Origin of the sequence: Wolbachia endosymbiont (group B) of Sphaerophoria taeniata, from assembly GCF_947179355.1 — a bacterium.
In the GTDB taxonomy this organism is placed as follows: Bacteria; Pseudomonadota; Alphaproteobacteria; order Rickettsiales; family Anaplasmataceae; genus Wolbachia.
This window is the reverse complement of sequence record NZ_CAMXAW010000002.1, coordinates 13,436-36,412: the sequence shown is the minus strand read 5'-3', so window position 1 is coordinate 36,412 and position 22,977 is coordinate 13,436. Positions and strand designations below refer to the sequence as shown.

Below are 22,977 nucleotides of genomic sequence, written 5' to 3'. Positions count from 1 at the left end.
TAAACTGTGTCAAACCGAGAAGTAAAGTAATAAATTGATAAAAAAATGGAGGTTTGACAATGAGTCAAGCAAACACAACTACCGGTTTGGTAGACTATAAAGAATTAGAAACAAATATCTTATTATCTATACGAGAAGGAAGATACCGTCTTGTCAGTCAACAAGAAAATTATAGAAATTGAATCTTAAGCTGTATTACGAAATCAAAAAATACTTTCTATCAACATATACACTAACCAACTACATTAAATAAATTTGTGTAAAATGCTATTTTACATAAGATAGAAAGTACGCATTTTTTGATTTTAAAGTACTAAATTCTCCTCCAACCGCTTTGCCCTGTAATTCTTGATATGGTCAGGATTAAAAGCACTTTTGGATTTTAGAACACCGAAAATGATATGGAGTAGCTTACGCATTGCAGCACCAACGATAGCCATATTATGCTTACCCTTTTCCTTTAATCTCTGGCAAAAACTAATAATGATAGGATTGTGATTCTTAGCTACTATAGCAGGAAAGAAAAGTGCTTTACGTAATGTTTGTGAACCGGATTTACTTAATCTGGGTTTGGCATATACAGAGGAACCTGACGTCATATTTCGTGGTATAACTCCTGTATATGCTGCCAATTGCCTGGCATCTCTAAAAACCTCTATGTCAGGAACTTCAGCTAAAATAGCTATTGCTGATTCTTCTCCTATTCCTGGAATAGTCAATAGAAGTTGAAAATTTTCCAACAATTCTTTATGTTGATTTAATAGTTCACGTACGGAGTTTTTTATTGTTTCTATTTTTTGAGCTATATTCATTGCAAGGTCTTCCCAAGCACTTGCAACTTCTTTAAGCAGTCTCTCTTTTTTTTCTAAGTGGTTATTTACTAATGTTAACTCATCTTTTAACGCAACTGAGCAACGATAAAGATGTTTTAATTTTTTCATTTCAGGAGAAGGTGGTGTCCAACTAGAAGGTTCCTGTCTTTGGCAATAATCAGCAATAACTTCTGCATCGGTCTGATCATTCTTTTGTCGTATCAGCTTACTCCTTGCATAAGATTTTATGCAATAAGGATTTACAACACTAACAGAATGTCCAGCGTTGTGCAGAAACTCAGCCAAAGCTTCGCTATAACAACCAGTAGCCTCCATGCAGGCTTTTACTTCTTCTACATTATGTTTTTGTAGAAAGCTAAGTAAACCTTGAAACCCAGAATCCTCGTTTTTAAAACTCCTTTTTCTAGTTTCACATCTTCCTTTTTTGCTTATGAACGAGAGAAAAACATCAAAGCGATCTTTCGATACATCTATACCTAAAAAGTTGTTGATCATATATAACCCCATGCGTTACCATTAAAAATGAAAAGTAAGGCTAGTCTTGTGAATACAGAATTAGAACCATTTAGGTTTTTCTACGATACCGTCCAGCCTGTACTCTTGAGAAGAGAACTCTTATCTACCTTACAGATTTTATATCTAAGACCACTGACAGAGTTCTTCTCTTCTCCATCTAATGCTTAAGCTTAAAACATTAGATGCTTTTTACAAGATACAAGACCATTGACAGGAAGAGATGGAGCATTAACACCATTTATAAAAAAACTGCTAGAGGGAAGGCGAGATAGAAAACCATTTGTCGGCTGAAAGCGAAGAAAACAACCGAAGAAATTCAAAGACTTTACGGACAAGTATTTGAACTATTGACACCAAGAGATAGAGAAGGAAGTTTCGAGCCACAAGTAGTCAGAAAAAGGCAAACAAACGAACTTGAAGCAAAGGTTTTAAGTACATATGCCAGTGGCATGGGATATAGCATCGCATGTAGAAGAAATATAAAATATCTGCAGCAGAGATATCAAGTATTACTGACAAATTGTTACCAGTAATCAACGAATGGCGCAGTCGTCCGCTGCAATCTGTATATCCAATAGTGTTCATGGTTTTTTAAGGTCAAGGAGGACGGGCATTGTGTAAGCAAATGTATGTATAACATATTAGCAAAATGGCAGAAAAGAAGTTTTGGGTTTTTATTTGGCTGAAAGTGAAGTTCTGGTTGGGAGTACTAAATGACCTAAAGGAGAGAGGAGTAGATGATATTCTGATAGCTTGTGTTAAAAAGCTTTCCTACAGCTATAAATAGCGTATTTCCTAAAGCAGAAATGTATAGTACATCAGATAAGAAATTCACTGAAATATGTATCGAGCAAAAGTTTTCATGAATGATTTGAAAAAAACATATCAAGTAGAGAAATAGCCGAGAATTATTTGCTTGAGCTAGAGGAAAAATGGGGAGAAAAATATACTTTAGTTTTGGGAGAATAATTGGGAAAATCTGTCTAGTTATTTTAAATATTCCGGCCCTGTAAGAAAGTTAATTTATACCACAAATCCTATTGAAGGGTTACATAGACAGATCAGAAAATTTACTAAAACTAAGGGCTCATTTACTAGCACAAATGCCTTGTATGAATAGGTATATTGTGCTATAAAGAAGGCAGGAGAGAAATGGACTATGCCTATACATGATTGGGCTTTTACTATTTCTCAACTTGATATCTTTTTTCCTGGTAGGTTAAAAATCGAGTTGAACTAAAAATGCGATTTGACACAGTTTGTTTAACACTCCCGGAATTCAAGCATATTTCTCCCCTTAACATAACTCTACTCATAGCCAGATATATGAAATTTTGTATCCGTTCAGGAGAGTGGTTTAAGAAACAATAGATAAGAGGTTTTGGAAAGGATTGAGACCCCTTTGTTTCCATGTTAAGTATAACGAAATTATCCGTTCAAGGAATGCATTTCCCCGCTTTGATTGTGTAAAATACGAATTTTTGCGGTAAACGACATAATGCCGTATCTGCTGTTCAGCATGGTTGTTTGTCAGCGGAATGTTTTTTGGGTCATCTAAAAAATTCCACATCATTCTTTCAGATTTCAAAATATTTTTCGCAACTCGAGAGGCTCCAATTGCTTCAGGTAAGTAGGATATTTCCTTCAAGTAATACCTTGTACGTTTTCGCAACTTTCTGGCACGTCTGGCAAATCTAAAAACATCTATCTCATTTTTTAGCAAAGCCTTTTTTAGTGCAAATAATTCAGTAGCTACATTTCTTAAGTAACAGCCAAGAACTTTGACTTCAATATTCCAACTATGCGCTAATCTTTCAAAATCCCTTGCTAAGTGTGCCCAGCAGATTTGCCTTTTTTCATCAGCAAAGTAATTGTATACTGCGTACCTGTCGGTTACCACTAAGCTATTATGATTGCAGCATGCGTTATTTTTTAAAACTTTCATTCCTCTTGACTCTGTCAACTTCACAAAACTTGCCGTATTGCTTGCAAACATCCAACACCAAGCGAGTTTACCTTTGTTATAATGGCTCGTTTCATCAATATGTAGAACTTTACTCCTACTTATCTCTTGTTCGATCTGCTCATACATTTTTTTGCATTTTGAAGCAACTCTATGTTCACTATTTGATATGCTAACGACGCTTATGTTCAAATTGAAGATATCATTTACGACACTCGCTATTTCGCGTTTTGAATTTTTGTAGAATCCGCTGAACGCTGCAATTATTGACTTAACCCTTGGACCAAATGTATCTGACGTAACACCTTCTGGTAACTTACTGCTTCTTCTTTTTCCGCATCTCCGGCAACGACCATGCTCCATCTGATATTCCACTACATAAGGCCTAATTTCCGGAAGATCAACTTTTTGATGAATGTACGGTCCATTGCATATTGCAATCCCTCCTCCGCATTCACAAGTAGATGACAACTTTACTTTTATCACCTCATCTGCATCCATTTTGGCGCGAAAACTTCCTTTATGACCAACCTGACCACCAACGTTTCTGTCGCTCTTTGGCTTGTCCTTTTTTATTTTGTACAACTCTCTAGAGCTTGGTAGAGATGAATTTTTCGAGTTTAAACCAAGCCTTTCCTTTAATTCAGCGTTCTCTATCTTTAAAGCCTTGTTCTCTGCTTTTAAACTTTCATTCTCCCTTTCCAGCTTTTCTATTTTTGCTTCTAACTTTTCTATTTTTTGCTGTAAATTTTTGCAAAGCTCTAAAAGGTTTACCACATTACCTCACTTTTGCTCTATGATTATCTTTTTAGATCACCTTGTCTACCTTATTCTGCCACTCCGCTGAACGGATACGAAATTTTCAGTGAGTAAATCTTATTCTTTCGATAGTCTTCTATTCCTAAAGCAAGAGTCCTTTCTACAACCCACCTTCTTGGCTGCACTTTAAACCCCTCATTGGTAGTAGCTAAGGCGGTGTGTCTTTGTTGACTTAGAACCTACATGAAGGCCTTTTGACAATCTCAATATCCATACCATATTCTTCCTTTATATGATTTTTTAAATTTTCTCCTTGGTATCCCATCACATAGTAAATACCGCCATTTACACCTATACACAATACATAGAAAATTGCTTCTAATATTTCTCTTTTGCTATACTTTGACGACCTTCCTCCTTTCCTGTATGATACTCTGGAGTAGCTTTCTATTCTTGTCCATTCCCTTTGACTTAGGTCTGCTGGATGCTTTTTTCTCATCTTTACCCAGCACTAAAACTTTAGATATTATAGCCTTTTACTAATCTCTGGACAAGCTCTAGCTTCGGTAAACTCAGTAGAAGGTTCTTTTGCAAAAAATGCAGCATGTACAGCATTTTTAATAAAAAAACACGCAGCAAGTGCAAATATTGCTGTCGGTACATAGCGCAAAGGAGAAGCTATACTAAAAAAAGTAGCAGAAGCGACGATTAAGCAACAACAAGTCAGTATCGTTTGATCACGTAGATAACGTCTATCAACTCCACCGTATTCAGCCATCAACCCTTTAACTTTATCATTGCTACCGTATGGCAGAGTAAGCGTTTTAATCAAATTCATTACACCATTATTAGTGAAATATGGAGCACACTCTATAACTCTGGAGCCATTAACCTCCTGATTAGGATCTGCACCATACTTTAGAAGCAACTCTAAATATTTTTCGCGTTTATCGTTGTCACAATTGATTGCTTGATATAATGGACCTCGACCATTTTTATCTACCATATTAGGGTCAGCACCATATTTCAAAAGTATTTCCATAGTATGATCATCATCACACAAAAGCGCTTCAAACAAAGGATTTTTACCATTTTTATCTACCATATTAGGGTCAGCACCATATTGTAACAATAACTCTACAATTCTGCTGTCATCGAGAACCATATAATAGTGTAACGAAGCTTCATTATGTAATAGCTTTATATTAGGATCAGCACCATTTTCTAAAAGAAGTTTCAAAATACTATAATCTCTTGAATTTTTGGCTTGCATTAAAGCAAGAGATAATGGAAAGTAAATACAAATAAGTTCTTCATTGATGTAATCACCAAATCTTCCATCTTTACTGCTTTTAAATTTGGAAAAAAGCTTTTCAAGAAACTTTATATCCTGATTATATAGAGACCTACTTAAGTAAAACCTCAAATCTCCAGGCGAATTAATTGTATCCGTTCAGCGGAGTGGCAGAATAAGGTAGACAAGGTGATCTAAAAAGATAATCATAGAGCAAAAGTGAGGTAATGTGGTAAACCTTTTAGAGCTTTGCAAAAATTTACAGCAAAAAATAGAAAAGTTAGAAGCAAAAATAGAAAAGCTGGAAAGGGAGAATGAAAGTTTAAAAGCAGAGAACAAGGCTTTAAAGATAGAGAACGCTGAATTAAAGGAAAGGCTTGGTTTAAACTCGAAAAATTCATCTCTACCAAGCTCTAGAGAGTTGTACAAAATAAAAAAGGACAAGCCAAAGAGCGACAGAAACGTTGGTGGTCAGGTTGGTCATAAAGGAAGTTTTCGCGCCAAAATGGATGCAGATGAGGTGATAAAAGTAAAGTTGTCATCTACTTGTGAATGCGGAGGAGGGATTGCAATATGCAATGGACCGTACATTCATCAAAAAGTTGATCTTCCGGAAATTAGGCCTTATGTAGTGGAATATCAGATGGAGCATGGTCGTTGCCGGAGATGCGGAAAAAGAAGAAGCAGTAAGTTACCAGAAGGTGTTACGTCAGATACATTTGGTCCAAGGGTTAAGTCAATAATTGCAGCGTTCAGCGGATTCTACAAAAATTCAAAACGCGAAATAGCGAGTGTCGTAAATGATATCTTCAATTTGAACATAAGCGTCGTTAGCATATCAAATAGTGAACATAGAGTTGCTTCAAAATGCAAAAAAATGTATGAGCAGATCGAACAAGAGATAAGTAGGAGTAAAGTTCTACATATTGATGAAACGAGCCATTATAACAAAGGTAAACTCGCTTGGTGTTGGATGTTTGCAAGCAATACGGCAAGTTTTGTGAAGTTGACAGAGTCAAGAGGAATGAAAGTTTTAAAAAATAACGCATGCTGCAATCATAATAGCTTAGTGGTAACCGACAGGTACGCAGTATACAATTACTTTGCTGATGAAAAAAGGCAAATCTGCTGGGCACACTTAGCAAGGGATTTTGAAAGATTAGCGCATAGTTGGAATATTGAAGTCAAAGTTCTTGGCTGTTACTTAAGAAATGTAGCTACTGAATTATTTGCACTAAAAAAGGCTTTGCTAAAAAATGAGATAGATGTTTTTAGATTTGCCAGACGTGCCAGAAAGTTGCGAAAACGTACAAGGTATTACTTGAAGGAAATATCCTACTTACCTGAAGCAATTGGAGCCTCTCGAGTTGCGAAAAATATTTTGAAATCTGAAAGAATGATGTGGAATTTTTTAGATGACCCAAAAAACATTCCGCTGACAAACAACCATGCTGAACAGCAGATACGGCATTATGTCGTTTACCGCAAAAATTCGTATTTTACACAATCAAAGCGGGGAAATGCATTCCTTGAACGGATAATTTCGTTATACTTAACATGGAAACAAAGGGGTCTCAATCCTTTCCAAAACCTCTTATCTATTGTTTCTTAAACCACTCTCCTGAACGGATACGAAAAGTCTGCAGACGAAGATAGATTTCGAGCTCTAGAATATCTTCACTATCAAAATAACAAAGCTGTCAAAATTTGTCAAGTAATTTTTATCGCAACTGTACAAACATTGCACAGGACAAATTTAAAATGCTGTAAAATGGTGTCTGTTCAGACGCATGTGAAACCAGTGCTTCTTTTCATCCCACTTCCATACGGCTAAAACCCTTTTCATAATCTCCTATCTATCATTTCTTAAACCACTCCCCTGAACGGATACAATTAATTTCATTTAAATTTTCGTCAGTTAGATTTGTAACCTCTTCTATGCTTTCCTTAGTAAGAAATTCATATGCAGAACCTAGCTGCTTAAATTTTTCTTCATTTTGTTTCTTCACAACCTCATTTTTACCTGAATGTTTATCAGGATGATATTTCAAGGCTAATTTTCTATACGCTGATTTAATTTCTTGTTCACTGGGCGCATCGCTTGATTCAAAACCTAATATTTTTAAAGCTTCCTTTCTACCTACAATAAATTTCCCACTGAAATATGTTAAATTAAACGTAACCCAAAATTTCAAAAAGTAAAGCTTTTTATGTCAAATTACGTCTATTTCATAACTGTACAAATATTGTAGATCAGGAAACTTCAGTCCTTGATACTGGAATAACATCTCTATACTACTTAGGTAGGGTCGAGAACTGGCGCGCCTCTTTAGGGCTTGGTGGCTGATCCATTATTTTCATGTTGGGCCTCAATCCAAAATTCCCATGTTTACGTTTCCAGCTCCCGCCTCGTCAAACGCAGCATGCAGTTTTCCCGCACTACGCTTTCCTAGCAGATTCTTACCAAAGTTTATAACATCTTGTACTGGGGCTGCTTTCGGAACGTAATATCTTAATCTATAGTCTTTATATAGACCTAGTGTTTCGTATATCCATTCGCTACTCCACCTCTCCCAGCCAAATCCTTTTGCTTTTCTAGCTTTCATTAATTTGCGTCTTACTTTCTTCTCTACCCATAGTTTCACGTAGTTAAAGTTTCGACCTGAGTTTCCTATCCTAAAGTAGTTTGTCCACCCTCTCAGTATTGGATTAATGATATTTATCACTTTCCATATTGGTTGCGATTTGTGGTCGCGAAATACCTCCTTCAATTTTTGAAGTAAGTTTGTCCGCGCTTTCATCTGTGGTGTTGTTTGTACCCTCCACTTTCCTTGTTTTGTGATCTTCTCTCGAAAATCAAATCCTAGAAAGCTGAATGTCTCTCTTTCCTTTAGGTTAATTACTTTTGTCTTTTCTTTATTTACTTCTACCTTTAGTTTTGCTAATTCTTCTTGTACTCTTCTATACACTAATTTTTCTAGCCATTCCCATCTCTGGTGCCCATCTATCAGTATCACTAAATCGTCTGCCCATCTGGCGTATTCTATATGTCGATATTTTCCCTCTTTTGTCACCTCTTTTGCCTTCTCTAGCATTTTATCTACCTCATTTAGGTATATATTGCTTATTAGTGGTGAAAGTGGTGATCCTTGCGCTATTCCTCGTTTCCCTCCTACTTTGAGGATTAGCTTGATCAAGTGCATGATTTCTTTATCATTTACTCTTTTGGAAATCTTTTCCATAAGAATATGGTGTCGCACATTGTCGAAGTAGGATTTCAGATCTATGTCAATAACTTTTGTATTGCCTTTGATTGCTGCTTTCGATACTTTATCAATTGCTTCATGCGCTTTTCTCCTAGGTCTATATCCATATGATCCGTCCTGAAAGTCAGATTCAAATATTGGTTCAAGTATTAGCTTCAGTGCTGTTTGCACTATTCTGTCCCGGATGCAGGGTATGTTCAACGTTCTGAGTTTTCCCCCAACTTTTGGTATTTCCTTCCTCCGGTTCCTATTTGGGCTATAGGTTTTGGTTATTAGTTCGTGTCTTATTTGTTGAAGATACTTTTCTAAGCCTTCTGCCTCTATCGATTCAAATGTCACCCCGTCTATTCCTGGTGCCCCTTTGCTCTTCTTTGTCAGCTTATATGCTTCTTCTAGTGTCTCCATCTTGCAGACGTGAACATAGATTCCCCAGAATCGCCATTCCGGTTCTGTTTTCGCTTTGGTATATATCTTTCTTCTCAGGTCTTGTAATTTTATTGGCATTTTTATCATTTTTACCTTTACCTTCCTTTTTGTTAAAAGATTTCTACTAGTAGGGTGCCTTTGCTCCATGAGAGTTACCTCACTTCTTTACTACTACGCACCCATCCGCCACCCTCTCATCTTCGGTTCTTTTCCTGTTTTCCAGTTATAGAACCTACCACTCCAAGGTATTTCTCCTTGGGATGAGGAGGGCTTCTCCAGTTGCTTTGTATGTCCTCATTACCATGCTATCACTACCACCCCGCTGAAGTAGAACAATTGTATCAGTCGTTTTTCAACTGCCTATTCTGCTTTCGCCCATTGACCGCTGGCTCAGCCTTCAGTTCTTATCGTTTTCGAGGCCACCTATATGTTTGCTTTCGCTACGGCCTGGTAATTCGCCATTATCCTATGATAACGTTGTCGGTAGGCTTCAACATTTTGCTTTCCCTCCACATTGCTACCCTAGCTACAGGACTTCGACTTTTATCCTGGTGGGTCTACCTCCCACTGAACATACTTGCCTTCTCTGGACACACAGTCAATCTCAATATTAAAAAATTTCTCAAATAGAAAAAAGGCAAAAGGAACCCTGTCAGATACTATCTAGTTTTTAAATTGGCGTTCTTTATTGTCTAATTTGACATCCACTCAATAGATACCATTTTTGCATTTAATTTACAGAATGTAGTCTAAGTACAAACTTGTGAAAGGCTTATGTGTAATGCTTCTCCACATAATCACTAATAATTTCCTTAAATTCTTCAAAAATATTATCACCTTGTAAAGTTTTGAAATATTTGCCGTCTTTGTAGACTGCTGAAACAGGTTTTTCTCCGTATCCAGGCAGGCTGATCCCCAGATTTGCATGTTTGCTCTCTCCAGGACCATTTACTATGCATCCCATAACAGCAACGTTCATATACTCTACACCAGGATTCTTTTTCTTCCATACCGGCATATGAGTTTTTATGTAGCCATTTACTTCCTTAGTTAATATACGAAAACGATCGCTACTTGTGCGTCCACAACCAGGACATGAACTCACCTGAGGGTTAAAGTAGCGCAAACCTATAGACTGCAGTATTTCCTGACATACTACCACCTCATTAGTGCGTGATTCACCAGGGCGCTGAGTTAAAGAAGCCCGGATAGTGTCTCCAATACCATTTTGCAATAAATAAGTAAGCCCTGCTGTGGTATTTACTACGCCTTTGTTACCCATACCAGCTTCGGTTAAACCCAAATGCAGCGCATAATTGGAAGATTGTGCAAGTGCCGTATAAACTAAAATTAAATCTTGCACTCTACTGACTTTACATGAAATGATTATTTTCTCTGCATTAAGGCCAATCTTTTCAGCTTTTTTTGCACTACCAAGAGCAGACATTACAAGCGTCTTACGTAATATAACATCAGAAGTTTTTGGATTACTAGACAAGGAGTTTTCATCCATTAATTTTTGTGAAAGGTACTTATCAAGACTACCCCAATTTACTCCAATTCTGACAGGAAGATCATGCGTTATTGCATACTCTATAATTTTTTCAAATTTTTCATCACGTTTATCACCAAAGCCTATATTACCTGGATTTATCCTAATTTTACCCAGAATTTTAATGTTGTCTGGATAATCCTGAATCAGCCTGTAGAGCTCATATTGTCCACAGCCTACTAATATCTTACCATCAAAGCCTTCTTTATTTATTTCCTCTACTATATAAGGTATTGCTTTTGCTACTTCCTCTGAGTTCAAAGCAATTCGCACCAATTCTGAACCTGCATGCGCTAGTTCTATTACTTCTTTTGCATATTTCTGAGCACTACTTTTTATGTTGTCAGAATCTATATGTGCACCAAGTGCCATGGATTGAACAACTATAGGATTATTTCCACCTATCTTCACTTGTCCAACTTTTACAGTATGAGTTTTATGCCTGGAAACCGGCGATGACTCATATGCATCATCACTCAATGTCAGGTCTCTATCTAGCATATTATTAATCGTGACACTATTTTACTGTGTCAACTACACTGCCAAATGAACTTGAACCATTTAAACTATGCTGTGGTGTTCTATTTAGATCAGTAATAGAATCATGAGAGCACGTTCTTCTTGATGGACTTTCTTTTATAGTAACATTTATAGGGGAAACTTTTTTTTCTCGTGTTGAAGTAACTTTTTTCCCTTTTTGTTGTTCACTTTTATGCTGCTTACTTTCATACTGAGAAACTGGCTCTTGATCTATAAATACAGCACCCTTTAAACGTGCAAGATTAATACCATGCTGATTGATCATAGCATCCTCCCCATCTTCAACTATGCAAGCTCCCACGTTGTTTGGCTCGTTATCAAGGCTAGCAATTTTTTTTTCTTTTAATTTTTTGATTAGATCTTCTTTATTTATGTTAGCATTAGATTGCACTTGTAACTTTTTTTTCTTGAGAATCTCCCTACGCTTTTCATATAATTTATATGAATCAGCAAATTCCTCATCTTCATGAAAGTTTGCACCACCAGGATTACCAGGAGGTATGTATCTCTTACTGAGCTTTACTTTAGACTTAGCTTCAACATTATGTACAGTTAAGAAACTAGAAACCAAAAGTATTAATGTAAATAAAACTTTAGAAAAGATCTTAAGCATGCTATAGTGAATATTGTACTTTAAAAGATACCAATTAACGAACTTTAAGTAAATCAGAATCTCTACTAACTTTATAATACAAACATCTTTCTAAAAAATTTACTACCAAAACCTGCAAAATCTAAAGAAAGTTTAAGGTGTTACAAATTTTACGTAACACCTTTTCAAGAAGAGCATTATCAACTCAAAAAGTCAATCAGTGGTGTTTCATGACTAACAACATTGCTTGCGTCAACTTTTCCATTTGGTGTACCTTGAGACAAGTCATTTTTCTTCTCTTTATCAAGTTTAACTCCCTGATAGATACAGAATGCAACAAAACTAGTTACAGCTATTGCAGCAACAGCACTGACTATGGCACAAGTTAGTATTGCTTGTTCTTGTCCCCCTACCATGTCTGCAAATGTTTCTACTTTTTCTTCTAAGCCTGTAAATTTTTCTTGCAAGCCGCTTAAGTGCTCTTGCATAGCTTGAAACTGCTCAGTACCAATCTTGTCTTCTAATGCACCAAAAACTCTTTCAAATTGCTCAGCATCTATCTTTTGAGCTTCTTGCCATTCTTTTAATGCACTAAATACCTCTTCAAACTGTTTAGCATCAATATTTTGAGCTTCTTGCCATTTTTTTAATTCACCAAAAACTTTTTCAAACTTCTCAGCATCTATCTTTTGACTTTCTTGCAATTCTGTTATACCTAACCAATTGCGGAAAATTCCTTTTACCATTTTAACCCCCTAGCTAATTAATATATTATAATTTTACATTCCCAATGTTTAAATTATTATTAAATTAACTATCACTATACATTGATCTTAAAATAACTTTCCTTGGTTTAAGTTAAGGGTTATTCTACCAATATCTCTCTCTTTCCTGAGTAACTCGGAGCGCTGACAATGCCTTCTTTCTCCATTCTTTCAACAATATTTGCAGCTCTGTTATAGCCTATTCTAAGCTGTCTTTGAATATAACTAGTTGAAACCTTTTGATCCCTCTGAATGATGGCTACTGCTTGCTTGTATAGATCGTTCTCTTCATCTTCTGTTTCACCTTCTGATTCCGCGAAAGAATTTTCATCTTCTTGAGTGATTTCCTCCATGTAGTTTGGCTCACCTTGCGTTTTTAGATGATCAACTATATTTTGCACCTCATCATCACTTACAAATGGACCGTGAACTCGAATAATCTTACCACCAGAGGCCATATAAAGCATATCACCCATACCGAGCAATTGTTCAGCCCCTTGTTCACCAAGTATTGTACGGCTATCTATCTTAGAAGTAACAGCAAAACTAATTCTCGTTGGAAAGTTTGCTTTTATCACACCTGTTATCACATCTACAGATGGGCGTTGTGTTGCCATTATGATGTGTATTCCTGCAGCACGAGCCATCTGAGCTAAACGTTGAATAGAGCATTCTATATCTTTGCCAGCAACAAGCATTAAATCTGCCATTTCATCTACAATCACCACAATATACGGAAATGTCTCCATTTTAATCGGTATTTTTTCAAACAAAGGTTTACCAGTTGTTGAGTTAAAGCCAATCTGTACAACACGTTCCAATTCTATTCCGCTATTCATCGCTTCTGTAATTTTTTGATTATAGTTTATTACATTCCGCACATTTAAATATGACATCATACGATAGCGATTTTCCATCTCTTTCACGATCCACTTAAGAGCAATAACAGCTTTTTTTGGCTCTGTTACCACTGGTGTTATTAGATGCGGTATTGCATCATATATTGAAAGCTCAAGCATTTTTGGATCGATCATTATCATCTTGCATTCATCAGGACTTAGTCGATAAACAAGCGACAGAATCATCGTGTTAATTGCAACCGACTTACCTGACCCTGTAGTTCCGGCAACAAGCAAGTGGGGCATTTTAGTCAGATCTGCAATAACTGGTTTTCCGCTTATTTCCTTGCCAAGCGCAATTGGAAGATTTAAGTTTGCATTTTGGTATTCTGGCGATTCAAGTAAATCACGCAGCATCACAATCTCTCGCTCCTTGTTTGGCAATTCTATTCCCATGGCATTTTGTCCACGAATTATTGAAATACGTGCAGAGAGTGCACTCATTGAACGTGCAATATCATCTGCAAGACCAATTACTCTTGCAGATTTTGTACCTGCTTGTGGTTCAAGTTTGTATAAAGTCACAACCGGTCCATAACATACACTTATAATTTTTCCTTGCACGCCAAAATCACTCAGCACCTGTTCGAGCAGAGATAAATTCTTATTGCTCTCTAATGCATTCAACTGTTTTCTCTGCATAGATTCTTCTACTTTAGAAAGTAAGTGAATGCTTGGAAACTCAAACTCGCTAGAAGGTGGTTTAAAAATCTCTTCGGTAGCTTTTTTCTGTCTTTCTTTTGATTGTTGTCTAGTGGTTCTATATTTTCCCTCTATTACTAATGGTGCTATTGAATAATCAGTAGTTTTACGTAACCTGAAAAACAGAAACTTTGCAAAAAAGGAAGCTATTTTTTTGCATAGGAAAAGTAAAGAATAAACTGTTCTCTTCCAACCAACCAACCCTACAACACCTATTGATGCTACTACTGTGAATATGTAAAATGGGCAGTGGTCAATTAGAGCATTACCGACTATTCCACCGTGCATGTATCTAGCAGTAATGCCAAGCGAAAGTTGCGACAATATAGCATATATTGCTACATTGATTAACGTTAGGTAGATAATTTTCAGCAATGATGCTCTGAAAATTAAAAAGTAAACTATGGTTGTAGCTATTGTAATACTAGCGAGTCCAAAAAATTGAACTAATATATCAGCTAAATATGAACCTACTATTCCACCTAAATTTGTTACTTTCTCATCTGTAGCTGTATTTAAGGATGGATCTTGATAATTATAGCTAAAAACCGATATATATATATACATTAAGAGTAACAGGTATATCGCTGATTTTAGCTGTTTTTTTAACATCTACTTAAAGTAATAAGTAATTGTATATTTTACAAAGTGAATTGCTATTATCAATATCATCACGGATAAATCTAATCCATTGAACGGTTGTATATACCTTCTGATAACCTTTAGTGGAGGATGGGTAAGTCGGTTTAAAGTTTGCATTATGTTTCTTACAACTTCATTATACATGTTCACTACATTCAATTTAATCAACAAATCGAGAACAACTGAGCATATTAGAATGAAGCTGTAAAGATCAAGTAGCAGGTTAAGTAAGTATATGATTGGATGCATATTACTAATTTATACTAAAGTCTATTATGTGTAGTGATATATATAAAATCAAGCCTCACAATAATTTTCATGCTGAAATAGGTATAAACAATAACTGATTAGTCTGTTTATCAACTGATATGTCGGTTCTGTCGCATCTATAAACCATAGGAAAGAAGATCATTAAAGGTGGGATTATAGGAGTTATTAACATAGCAAAATTCTCAAAAGTAGAAACATTATTTTAATAATTTGTCTTTTTTGAATCATACGAATATTTTCTATGCCTGTGATGGTAATCTTTGCGGAATGGAAGCTTTTAAACCCAAGCATTGGCTTTATTAGTTTTTTGATAAATCTATCAACAATATTATTTAGATATTTTATTTGAAGAACTGTAATCTTCAGAAATTTCTGCATTCAAATCATCAAGAGCAGCAGTATTACTGCCGCTTTTATCAATTACAATTTTCTCAGGAAGATAGTTACTCCTGAAGGCTTTACGAAAGAATGCAAGTGCTGCAGACTTGTCTCTACTAACACACAAGTCTACAGTATATAAATAAACCCATTTACCGTTTAATTTAATGTAAGTCTCTCCAACTACTACCAACCTGCTTCTTTCTTTTCCTTACTGCCTCATCTATCAGTGGTGATAACCCACCTTTGTAACGTAGCATTTTGCTCCCCTTATACTCATCATTTCTTCCAAATCTCGATAGCTCAAAGAGAATCGACATTTCATGTATACAGATAACATCCGCTGAAAAGCTAAATCCTTTGAAATATGGCAACAATTTTTGATTGATACGAAACATCTTTGCTTTTTTTTTAGACAATTATATCATTCTTCTTTCTACTTCCCTACAAATGCGACAGAACCCTTAATCCACTCTATTATGTTCTGAGACCATACATCTAAGACTTTTACTTGTTACAACTACTGTGCCTGCAATCTTATCGTGCCAAGTTTGGCAACGTTTGTCGAAGCTTGCCCATATGAAACCTAAGAATAGTGGTGAAGTTGACAATATAAAGGAAAAAAACCTCTTTATTGCTTGTTTTAGAGTCAATTTTTCAAAAGTTTGTGCATTTACAACTCTGAGTCCAAGTAATAACTTTCCAGGTGTAGCGCCAAATCTTATCCACATATATGCTACATAACTAAAAAGCATAATAAATTGAACTATCTGATTTAGAACTAGTAACTTGATTAGTTTACTCTGCATTGCTGTTTCCTCTGCAGATAATGGTGTTTGCATCTGATATTTCGCAGCAATTTGGCCTAATATTTTACTGCTCTCTGAGTTCATGAAGAGTTGGCTTAAGGCTTGGCCGCAAAGCTGCAAGAACAAAACGATGATAATTAAATCAAGCAGCACTGACAAATAGCGTCTAAGTCCTGTTACGTAACATATTCCATTTTCATCTTTCTTTACCCTTTGAATAGCATTTATCGAAGAAAGAATGGAAAATAAACGATTAAAAAACTTGTGTAACATAAAGCATTTTCCAATATTTGAGTGCCCCTGGCCGGACTTGAACCAGCATGCTTTTGCAAGCAACAGATTTTGAGTCTGCCGTGTCTACCATTCCACCACAGGGGCCTACTTTAATGCTATAAGCAACACAGGATTAGTCAAATTTTTTCTCTTTCAAGTAAGGACTGAATATTCTACAATAATCAATCATTACTCTGAAAAATTAAAATGAATGAATTAGCCAATCTTATTGATTCAAGAGAAGAAATATGTAAATTGCCACACAATTTAGAAGCAGAGCAAATGCTCATTGGTGCAATGGTTCGTGATAATAGAATTTGTGATGCAGTCGAAGATATAATTGCAGCAGATAATTTCTATGATCCACTACATCAAAGCATTTTTACCCAGATATCTAAAACCAGAAAACACGGTATAGTTGCTAATGAAATGAGCCTCAAGATGTTTTTCGAGAATGATAAAGCATTTGCCGAATGTGGTGGAGTTGAGTACCTAGCAAAACTTGCAGCAAAGGCAAGCATTGCGCTTGACATCTATAGCTTGACCAGAATAATCCGTGATACTTATTTAAGGAGATGCTTAATCAAGCTCGGACAGGAGATAGTTGACGATAGTTACAACTACGACATTGAAAATCCTGCACAGGTACAAATTGAGCAGGCAATGACAAAGTTGTTCAACTTAGCAGTAAAAAAGCAAGGTGATAAGACATATATAAAGCTTGCAAGTTCAATTAAAGATGTGGTTGAGAAGATCAGCAAGCTGAAGAATAACCCAGAGGCTCTAGGTATTACAACCGGACTTCAAGACCTAAACCAGCTTCTTGGTGGTTTGCAGAAATCTGATCTGTTAATTATAGCTGCAAGGCCCTCAATGGGAAAGACAGCATTGGCGCTGAACATCGCACTTAATGCTTGTAAGATTTTGCAAAAAAGAACAGATAAACAACATTATGTAGCATTCTTTTCACTTGAAATGTCAGCAGAGCAATTGACCGCAAGATTGATTACTATAGATTCAGGCATTGGTTATTATAAGGCACTGACTGGGAGAATTAGTGATTTTGAATTACACGAATTCATTAATGCTAGTACAGATCTATCCGAATTACCTTTCATCATAGATGACACTCCTGCGTTATCAATTAGTGCTCTTCGTACCAGAATACGTCTTCTCTATCAACTATATAATGTAGAGTTGGTCTTTATCGATTATCTGCAGTTAATTCGAGGAACAACAAAAAGGAGTAGTGAAAATAGAGTGCAAGAAATCTCAGAAGTGACGCAGGGTTTAAAAGCAATTGCAAAAGAACTAAATATTCCCATTGTTGCACTATCACAGCTCTCTCGTTCTGTTGAGCAAAGGGATGATAAAAAACCACAACTTTCTGATTTACGTGATTCAGGAAGCATAGAGCAGGATGCGGATATAGTAATGTTCCTTTATAGAGAAGAATATTATGAATTAAGAAAGCAACCAAATGAAGGAAGTAATAAACATCGAGAGTGGCAAGAGAAAATGGAGAAAATTAGAAATATTGCAGAACTGATCATTGCAAAACAAAGAAACGGGCCAATTGGTAGTGTGAAACTACATTTTGACTCCAATAGAGGTGCATTTAAAGATTATACAGAAAGATATAGTCTGTAGCGGTTTTGAGTAATTCTGGAAGTGTTTAACAAACCATACGTGCCAAATTAAGTAGCTATCGTGAAATATAGCAATATTTAAGATTGGCATTTTATTTGTTACATTTATTTTTTTAGGAAATTCTTATCTAGGATAAGATATTTTTTTAGAAAAATCTATAAATTACTAACTTTATTACTTAATATATAAAATAGTTTTTTCTTATTTCCTTTCTTCCTTACGCCACTTTTTCTTAACTTGATGCGTATGGTTTATTTAACACTTCCGATATAGAACTAAAAAATAGCAAATTCTCTATAACTTGAATATAATTTTAGCTTTACCTAAACAGAAAGATGAATTACTTAATGGATTTTGTTTTAATATCTCTTTCCTTGCCACTTTTTATTACTGAGAATTATTTGTTAATTACTGCGTTGATCCCACTTTTAAGTGCATTAGCTATTTCTTTTACTAGTAAATGGCCCAGAGTGAACAGTAGCGTTACTGTTGCTTCTTCTATGCTTCTGTTTGCGTATACATCTCTATGCACTTTATATTTGGTGTATGGTGATCATTCTCAATTTATTCTCATGGATTTTGGTAATAATTTGCATATTAGTTTAAAGCTAGAGTCTAGTGGAGCAATATTCAGTTTATTAATATCATTTTTGTGGGTACTAACCAGTATATATGCAATATGTTATATGAGAAATAACTATGCTGATAGCAATCACTCAAGTTTTCTATGCTTTTTTTCAACATCAATCAGTTGTGCAATGTTTATTGCTTTTTCTGGAGATTTGCTCACTACATTTGTCTTTTATGAGCTTCTAACTATTAGTACATACCCTCTGATTACTTACAACTCAACAAATGAATCAGTAATTGCAGGACGCTATTACTTTGGTTTACTATTTCTCTCTTCTTTAGTATTATTTTTTCCTGCAATAGGCCTATTATATAATGAATTCCATACTTTAGATTTTGTAAGTGGTGGAATATTCAAGTTTGATACTTCACTCATCACTTTTATTGCAGTGTGTTTTGCTATGCTGATTTATGGAATAGGAAAAGCTGCATTAATGCCAATGCATTTTTGGTTACCAAAAGCAATGGTTGCACCAACTCCTGTGAGTGCACTATTACATGCTGTTGCTGTTGTGAAATCCGGAGTTTTCATCATCATCAAAGTTATATTATACACTTTTGGCGTCGATAATATGCAACGTTTTGTGCAGCAAAATTGGTTTGCTGGAGGGTGGCTTCCGTACGCTGCTGGATTTACTATCATTACTGCATCGTTGATTGCATTAAAGCAAAAGGAATTAAAGAAATTGCTTGCTTACTCTACCATCTCCCAATTGTCGTATATTATATTGTTCGCTTCAATTTTTAGTGAATTCAGCATGAAGATTGCAATCTTTCAATTAGTTTGCCATGCATTTGCAAAAATTACTTTATTTTTTTTTGCAGGTATCATAATAACGAAAACGGGTGAAAAATATATAGATAGAATTCACGGTATAGGACGTAGTATGCCAATTAGCATGATAGCATTCACTATAGGTGCATTGTCCATGATAGGAGTACCTCCTGCTCCGACTTTTTGGAGCAAATTTCTCATCTTTCAAGCTGTTTTCAACTCTAGTAATGTAACACTTTCTGTGTTTGTAACTCTAGTGTTAATTGTTAGTACTATACTCAATGCTCTATACTTTTTACCAATAATTTACAACGCCTTTTTCTCAAAACCTTCTAGAAATTATTTTATTAAAAAGACACCAATGCTTCTAGTTTTACCCCCAGTTATTACTGCTATATGCACTTTAGTTATTTTTTTTAGCTACCAAATAATGTTATAAATATAATCATCTATATTTATAGCTATTAACAATAAATTTAAATGGCACTATTCCAGCTAGAGTTGCTTTTATATTTGACAAAGTGAAGCTGACCTCCACAGCATAATCTTTCATCTTCTTATTTTGCTCAGCTGTAAAAACTACAGTAGCGTTTCCAGCAAATGTAACTAAGTTCTTGGTCAACCGGTCAATAGATAATGTTGTTACGTTTATGTTGGTAATTTTTCTTGTGGATGAAACAGCTTCATTGTTCACTTTTTCCTGAAAGTTTTGGTAGATTTTGTATACAGAATTGTTTTTTATAAAATTTTCTTGATACTTTGGCTCAACAGTCCGAGAGGACTCATATGTTTCAATATATTTACTTATTAAATACCTTGCTATGGAAATGTACTCATCTTCTTTTTTACTAAAACTAAGTTTATGTATTGCAGAGAACTCATCTTCTGTGTGGTTCATATACTTCACAAAATTTAAATCTTTTTTAACAGGAAGTAATAGGTATATGTTTAGTAGTGATAAAAATAAACATACTAAGAGAAGTAACGCTATTAACGCCATCCAAGATCTTTCTACAACGCAGAACAGGTATCTGTGGCAATACCATTCAACTGCTTTCCTGAAGTAACTTTTGTTTTTTACTGATTCAAGTAATTTATCTTCCATAATACAAACCCAATTATATAATATACTGGATACTCTAAAAAACTTTAAAATATGTCTAAATTTTCCAAAATAGGATGAATTATTATATCACCTTGTTCTGCAATAAGGTGAAATTTATCAATTTTGCTCACATCTAAATTTATCATTTTTACACTAAAGCTTTCAGGATCATAAGTATTACTTTCTGCACTTTTGTGATAATTATAATAGTGTAATGTGTTTTGATCATCGAAATAACCAAACTCATCAGCAAGGGTTCCCACTTTTTTGCCTTTACCATCTCTGGCTAGCTCAAAAAGATCAATTACATGATTTTCAGATCCAGGCTCAATAAGACCTTCTACAGCAAAAAATTTAGGTGCATGACCAACATACTCCTTAAATTTTAGATTATTAGTCTTTTTTACACTACCAAAATCCACGAATTTATATTCATCTGAAAGATTAGAATATTGTGGATCATACTTTTTATATTCAAAAAACTCATTACCTAAAAAATTACAAAACGTTAGTTTATAGTCATCATGATTGAGTTTAATAACTTTAAGATAATGAAAATCTCTAGGAATCTTTACTTCTTCTTTCGTAATATGATTAAGTATGACTAACTCGCCACTGAGCATGCGATAGCCAATTTTTGGCAAAGTAGCTATATTGATTGCCTTGTTTAGCTTAAAATTTGCCTCATAGATGCCACTTGATAGCTCCTTCCCTTTTTCTAAAGTGACGTCTTGATCTAAAGATGTATTCTTGATTAAACTCAATTCTTTCTGCATGTTCAGTATAGTGTTTGTTAAAACTTCTATTGATTGCCATACAGTTAATTTATTATCATTCAAGTTATATACTTTCAGTATTAAATTAGCAGAATTTTATCATAAATTTATGTTAAAAGTATTACATTTTTGTGTCATGATGTTAACTACATTAGCTAAAACATGCTTTTTATCTAAGCGAAATTGCTTTGCAGCAACGAAAAGTTCATCTATTTCTTTCCATTGACTTAGTAGAATTTCAACATTATTTACTTCTTTCTTTATACTTTCTAAAATGGAGGTTTGAATTATATGTGATGCTAGTTCTAGCTCAATCTCACTATTAATTATTTTATTAACTATATCAGAATTATTTAGATTACGGAAAAATGTATAAAAATGCTTATGTGACTCATAAGCACCACTGTTTATTGCATTTATTATTACTCCCGGAGTTCCAGGAAACAAAGTAATGATCTCACTAAATATTTTATCGTCGAATTTACACTGAGATGAAACAACCTGCTTTGTTTCATCGTAAGTTAATGGAAGTAAATTCAGCTGAAAACACCTACACCGGATGGTGGTTTGTACATCATATGGCTTATGGCTAATTACAAATATTTTAGAATTTTGTGGCGGCTCCTCTAATATTTTTAATATTGCATTTTTAGCATTATTAGTCATTGACTCTAAGCTATCTATTATAGCTATTTTATATTCTGATTGAATGGGGCTTAAGTGCAAAAAGTTTTTCATTTCTCTCACCTTTTCCACTCCTATTGTATCACCTTCAACAATGTGTAAGTCTAATGCTACTTCATCGTAATTTTTTATAAGAAACCAATTAGAAAAGGATTTTGCGAATGTTGCTTTTCCTATACCTTTTTTACCACAGATCAGCCAAGATTGAACAGACAAGTTGTTCATTATCTTTTTTTTTGCTTGGTTGTGGCCTATCACCTTTTTCATTCTTTCTCCTATAGATCTTAGTTTGAAAATTCGTTATTTATTGTTTGTAATGAAATTTTACCTTTTCTTAAAACCTTAATCTTGTCTCCAGTTAAATCAATAATAGTAGATTCTATACCAGAAACTAATTCATCATCTTCAATTACTGCAGATAAGTGTTGCTTAATAGACTGAGGTATATCTCTTGCTTTGCATATACTTTTTTCTCCTGAAATGTTAATACTAGTTGCAACTACTGGAGTTTTCAGTTCATTTAATATTGAAATCGCAATAGGATGATCAGGAATTCTTATGCCTATACTATCTTTAAAGAACTCATTTGGTAATATACTGTTATCTTGAAGTGGTAAAATATAGGTCATTGGTCCAGGAGAAAAATAGTTTATTAAATCGATATACTCTTCCTTTACCTTTGCTATATTTATCAAACTATCAATATTACTAACAAATACAGAGAGCGGCTTGTTTTGAGAACGCTTTTTTATTCGATATATTTTTTCTATAGATTCGTTACCTAGCGCATTACAAGAAAGAGCATATACTGTCTCTGTTGGAAAGCATGCTAACAAATTATTTTTTATTGCATTTATTACTTCAAATACCATATAGCTA

Annotated in this window: 18 protein-coding genes, 1 tRNA gene and 4 pseudogenes; 5 read left to right on the top strand and 18 right to left on the bottom strand. The window is 34.8% G+C overall.

Going from position 1 to position 22,977, the window contains the following annotated elements; translation table 11 throughout:
- Positions 1 to 59 precede the first annotated feature (59 nt).
- Entirely contained in the window at positions 60 to 182 is a 123-nt protein-coding gene (locus ONG75_RS01360; protein WP_264375568.1) for a hypothetical protein, read from the top strand.
- A 123-nt stretch (positions 183 to 305) separates the two neighbouring features.
- On the opposite strand, the gene ONG75_RS01355 is transcribed toward ONG75_RS01360, so the two are convergent.
- Positions 306 to 1,328 carry an IS110 family RNA-guided transposase gene (locus tag ONG75_RS01355; RefSeq protein WP_264375440.1) on the bottom strand — a complete coding sequence of 341 codons (1,023 nt, stop codon included), beginning with the start codon at positions 1,326 to 1,328 and terminating at the stop codon, positions 306 to 308.
- Between the two features lie 219 nt (positions 1,329 to 1,547).
- Here ONG75_RS01355 and ONG75_RS01350 point away from each other — a divergent pair.
- A pseudogene (locus tag ONG75_RS01350) lies at positions 1,548 to 2,589 on the top strand (IS256 family transposase); the annotation flags it as partial.
- Between the two features lie 117 nt (positions 2,590 to 2,706).
- Here ONG75_RS01350 and tnpC (ONG75_RS01345) read toward each other — a convergent pair.
- The 3 genes and pseudogenes from tnpC (ONG75_RS01345) to ONG75_RS01335 all read right to left on the bottom strand — a co-directional run bounded on the left by tnpC (ONG75_RS01345) (position 2,707) and on the right by ONG75_RS01335 (position 5,497).
- Positions 2,707 to 4,089, bottom strand: coding sequence for an IS66 family transposase (gene tnpC / locus ONG75_RS01345; RefSeq protein WP_264375454.1), 1,383 nt, complete (start codon positions 4,087 to 4,089; stop codon positions 2,707 to 2,709).
- Between the two features lie 102 nt (positions 4,090 to 4,191).
- A pseudogene (locus ONG75_RS01340) lies at positions 4,192 to 4,570 on the bottom strand (transposase); the annotation flags it as partial.
- A gap of 27 nt (positions 4,571 to 4,597) precedes the next feature.
- Positions 4,598 to 5,497: an ankyrin repeat domain-containing protein gene (locus ONG75_RS01335; RefSeq protein WP_264375567.1), complete on the bottom strand. Its 900-nt coding sequence runs from the start codon at positions 5,495 to 5,497 to the stop codon at positions 4,598 to 4,600.
- A 97-nt stretch (positions 5,498 to 5,594) separates the two neighbouring features.
- On the opposite strand from ONG75_RS01335, the gene tnpC (ONG75_RS01330) reads away from it, so the two are divergent.
- Entirely contained in the window at positions 5,595 to 6,977 is a 1,383-nt protein-coding gene (gene tnpC, locus ONG75_RS01330; RefSeq protein WP_264375454.1) for an IS66 family transposase, read from the top strand.
- 340 nt (positions 6,978 to 7,317) lie between these two features.
- Here tnpC (ONG75_RS01330) and ONG75_RS01325 read toward each other — a convergent pair.
- The 10 genes and pseudogenes from ONG75_RS01325 to ONG75_RS01280 form a co-directional block, all read right to left on the bottom strand.
- A pseudogene (locus tag ONG75_RS01325) lies at positions 7,318 to 7,512 on the bottom strand (J domain-containing protein); the annotation flags it as partial.
- A 222-nt stretch (positions 7,513 to 7,734) separates the two neighbouring features.
- Positions 7,735 to 9,204, bottom strand: a complete 1,470-nt coding sequence (gene ltrA, locus ONG75_RS01320; RefSeq protein WP_264375419.1) for a group II intron reverse transcriptase/maturase — start codon at positions 9,202 to 9,204, stop codon at positions 7,735 to 7,737.
- 625 nt (positions 9,205 to 9,829) lie between these two features.
- Positions 9,830 to 11,110 carry a flavodoxin-dependent (E)-4-hydroxy-3-methylbut-2-enyl-diphosphate synthase gene (gene ispG, locus ONG75_RS01315; RefSeq protein WP_264375566.1) on the bottom strand — a complete coding sequence of 427 codons (1,281 nt, stop codon included), beginning with the start codon at positions 11,108 to 11,110 and terminating at the stop codon, positions 9,830 to 9,832.
- Between the two features lie 16 nt (positions 11,111 to 11,126).
- Positions 11,127 to 11,762 carry a TRP75-related protein gene (locus ONG75_RS01310; protein ID WP_264337096.1) on the bottom strand — a complete coding sequence of 212 codons (636 nt, stop codon included), beginning with the start codon at positions 11,760 to 11,762 and terminating at the stop codon, positions 11,127 to 11,129.
- Positions 11,763 to 11,941: 179 nt separating this feature from the next.
- Positions 11,942 to 12,487, bottom strand: a complete 546-nt coding sequence (locus ONG75_RS01305) for a hypothetical protein (RefSeq protein ID WP_264375565.1) — start codon at positions 12,485 to 12,487, stop codon at positions 11,942 to 11,944.
- A gap of 119 nt (positions 12,488 to 12,606) precedes the next feature.
- Positions 12,607 to 14,718: a DNA translocase FtsK gene (locus ONG75_RS01300; protein WP_264375564.1), complete on the bottom strand. Its 2,112-nt coding sequence runs from the start codon at positions 14,716 to 14,718 to the stop codon at positions 12,607 to 12,609.
- Positions 14,719 to 14,997: a YggT family protein gene (locus ONG75_RS01295; protein ID WP_264375563.1), complete on the bottom strand. Its 279-nt coding sequence runs from the start codon at positions 14,995 to 14,997 to the stop codon at positions 14,719 to 14,721.
- Between the two features lie 178 nt (positions 14,998 to 15,175).
- Positions 15,176 to 15,794: pseudogene (locus tag ONG75_RS01290) on the bottom strand (IS6 family transposase); the annotation flags it as partial.
- Between the two features lie 66 nt (positions 15,795 to 15,860).
- Positions 15,861 to 16,478 carry an RDD family protein gene (locus ONG75_RS01285; protein ID WP_264374840.1) on the bottom strand — a complete coding sequence of 206 codons (618 nt, stop codon included), beginning with the start codon at positions 16,476 to 16,478 and terminating at the stop codon, positions 15,861 to 15,863.
- 22 nt (positions 16,479 to 16,500) lie between these two features.
- Positions 16,501 to 16,583, bottom strand: a tRNA-Leu gene (locus ONG75_RS01280).
- A 102-nt stretch (positions 16,584 to 16,685) separates the two neighbouring features.
- Here ONG75_RS01280 and ONG75_RS01275 point away from each other — a divergent pair.
- A complete protein-coding gene (locus tag ONG75_RS01275; RefSeq protein ID WP_264375562.1) occupies positions 16,686 to 18,128 on the top strand; it encodes a replicative DNA helicase in 1,443 nt (480 codons plus the stop codon).
- A 347-nt stretch (positions 18,129 to 18,475) separates the two neighbouring features.
- A complete protein-coding gene (locus tag ONG75_RS01270) occupies positions 18,476 to 19,972 on the top strand; it encodes a proton-conducting transporter transmembrane domain-containing protein (protein WP_264375561.1) in 1,497 nt (498 codons plus the stop codon).
- 6 nt (positions 19,973 to 19,978) lie between these two features.
- Here the strand turns inward: ONG75_RS01270 and ONG75_RS01265 are convergent, their stop codons facing one another.
- From ONG75_RS01265 to ONG75_RS01250, 4 genes are read right to left on the bottom strand one after another with little or no spacing between them, the layout of a single operon-like run.
- Positions 19,979 to 20,638, bottom strand: coding sequence for a VirB8/TrbF family protein (locus ONG75_RS01265; RefSeq protein WP_139686506.1), 660 nt, complete (start codon positions 20,636 to 20,638; stop codon positions 19,979 to 19,981).
- 44 nt (positions 20,639 to 20,682) lie between these two features.
- Positions 20,683 to 21,477, bottom strand: a complete 795-nt coding sequence (locus tag ONG75_RS01260) for a hypothetical protein (RefSeq protein WP_264375560.1) — start codon at positions 21,475 to 21,477, stop codon at positions 20,683 to 20,685.
- 36 nt (positions 21,478 to 21,513) lie between these two features.
- The gene (locus tag ONG75_RS01255) at positions 21,514 to 22,365 is read right to left on the bottom strand and encodes a DNA polymerase III subunit delta' (RefSeq protein ID WP_211908312.1); all 852 of its coding nucleotides are present in this window, start codon (positions 22,363 to 22,365) and stop codon (positions 21,514 to 21,516) included.
- 17 nt (positions 22,366 to 22,382) lie between these two features.
- Complete coding sequence (locus ONG75_RS01250; protein ID WP_006013379.1) at positions 22,383 to 22,970, bottom strand: L-threonylcarbamoyladenylate synthase; 588 nt, start codon at positions 22,968 to 22,970, stop codon at positions 22,383 to 22,385.
- Positions 22,971 to 22,977 lie beyond the last annotated feature (7 nt).

What these genes read in the sequence shown, in the direction of transcription:
- ONG75_RS01355 (WP_264375440.1), bottom strand. Translation starts at nt 1,328, where the DNA reads ATGATCAACAACTTTTTAGGTATAGATGTATCGAAAGATCGCTTTGAT.
- ONG75_RS01265 (WP_139686506.1), bottom strand. Translation starts at nt 20,638, where the DNA reads ATGGAAGATAAATTACTTGAATCAGTAAAAAACAAAAGTTACTTCAGG.
- ONG75_RS01275 (WP_264375562.1), top strand. Translation starts at nt 16,686, where the DNA reads ATGAATGAATTAGCCAATCTTATTGATTCAAGAGAAGAAATATGTAAA.
- ltrA (WP_264375419.1), bottom strand. Translation starts at nt 9,204, where the DNA reads ATGGAGCAAAGGCACCCTACTAGTAGAAATCTTTTAACAAAAAGGAAG.
- ONG75_RS01285 (WP_264374840.1), bottom strand. Translation starts at nt 16,478, where the DNA reads ATGTTACACAAGTTTTTTAATCGTTTATTTTCCATTCTTTCTTCGATA.
- ispG (WP_264375566.1), bottom strand. Translation starts at nt 11,110, where the DNA reads ATGCTAGATAGAGACCTGACATTGAGTGATGATGCATATGAGTCATCG.
- ONG75_RS01250 (WP_006013379.1), bottom strand. Translation starts at nt 22,970, where the DNA reads ATGGTATTTGAAGTAATAAATGCAATAAAAAATAATTTGTTAGCATGC.
- ONG75_RS01270 (WP_264375561.1), top strand. Translation starts at nt 18,476, where the DNA reads ATGGATTTTGTTTTAATATCTCTTTCCTTGCCACTTTTTATTACTGAG.
- ONG75_RS01305 (WP_264375565.1), bottom strand. Translation starts at nt 12,487, where the DNA reads ATGGTAAAAGGAATTTTCCGCAATTGGTTAGGTATAACAGAATTGCAA.
- ONG75_RS01255 (WP_211908312.1), bottom strand. Translation starts at nt 22,365, where the DNA reads ATGAAAAAGGTGATAGGCCACAACCAAGCAAAAAAAAAGATAATGAAC.
- ONG75_RS01300 (WP_264375564.1), bottom strand. Translation starts at nt 14,718, where the DNA reads ATGTTAAAAAAACAGCTAAAATCAGCGATATACCTGTTACTCTTAATG.
- ONG75_RS01360 (WP_264375568.1), top strand. Translation starts at nt 60, where the DNA reads ATGAGTCAAGCAAACACAACTACCGGTTTGGTAGACTATAAAGAATTA.
- ONG75_RS01295 (WP_264375563.1), bottom strand. Translation starts at nt 14,997, where the DNA reads ATGCATCCAATCATATACTTACTTAACCTGCTACTTGATCTTTACAGC.
- ONG75_RS01310 (WP_264337096.1), bottom strand. Translation starts at nt 11,762, where the DNA reads ATGCTTAAGATCTTTTCTAAAGTTTTATTTACATTAATACTTTTGGTT.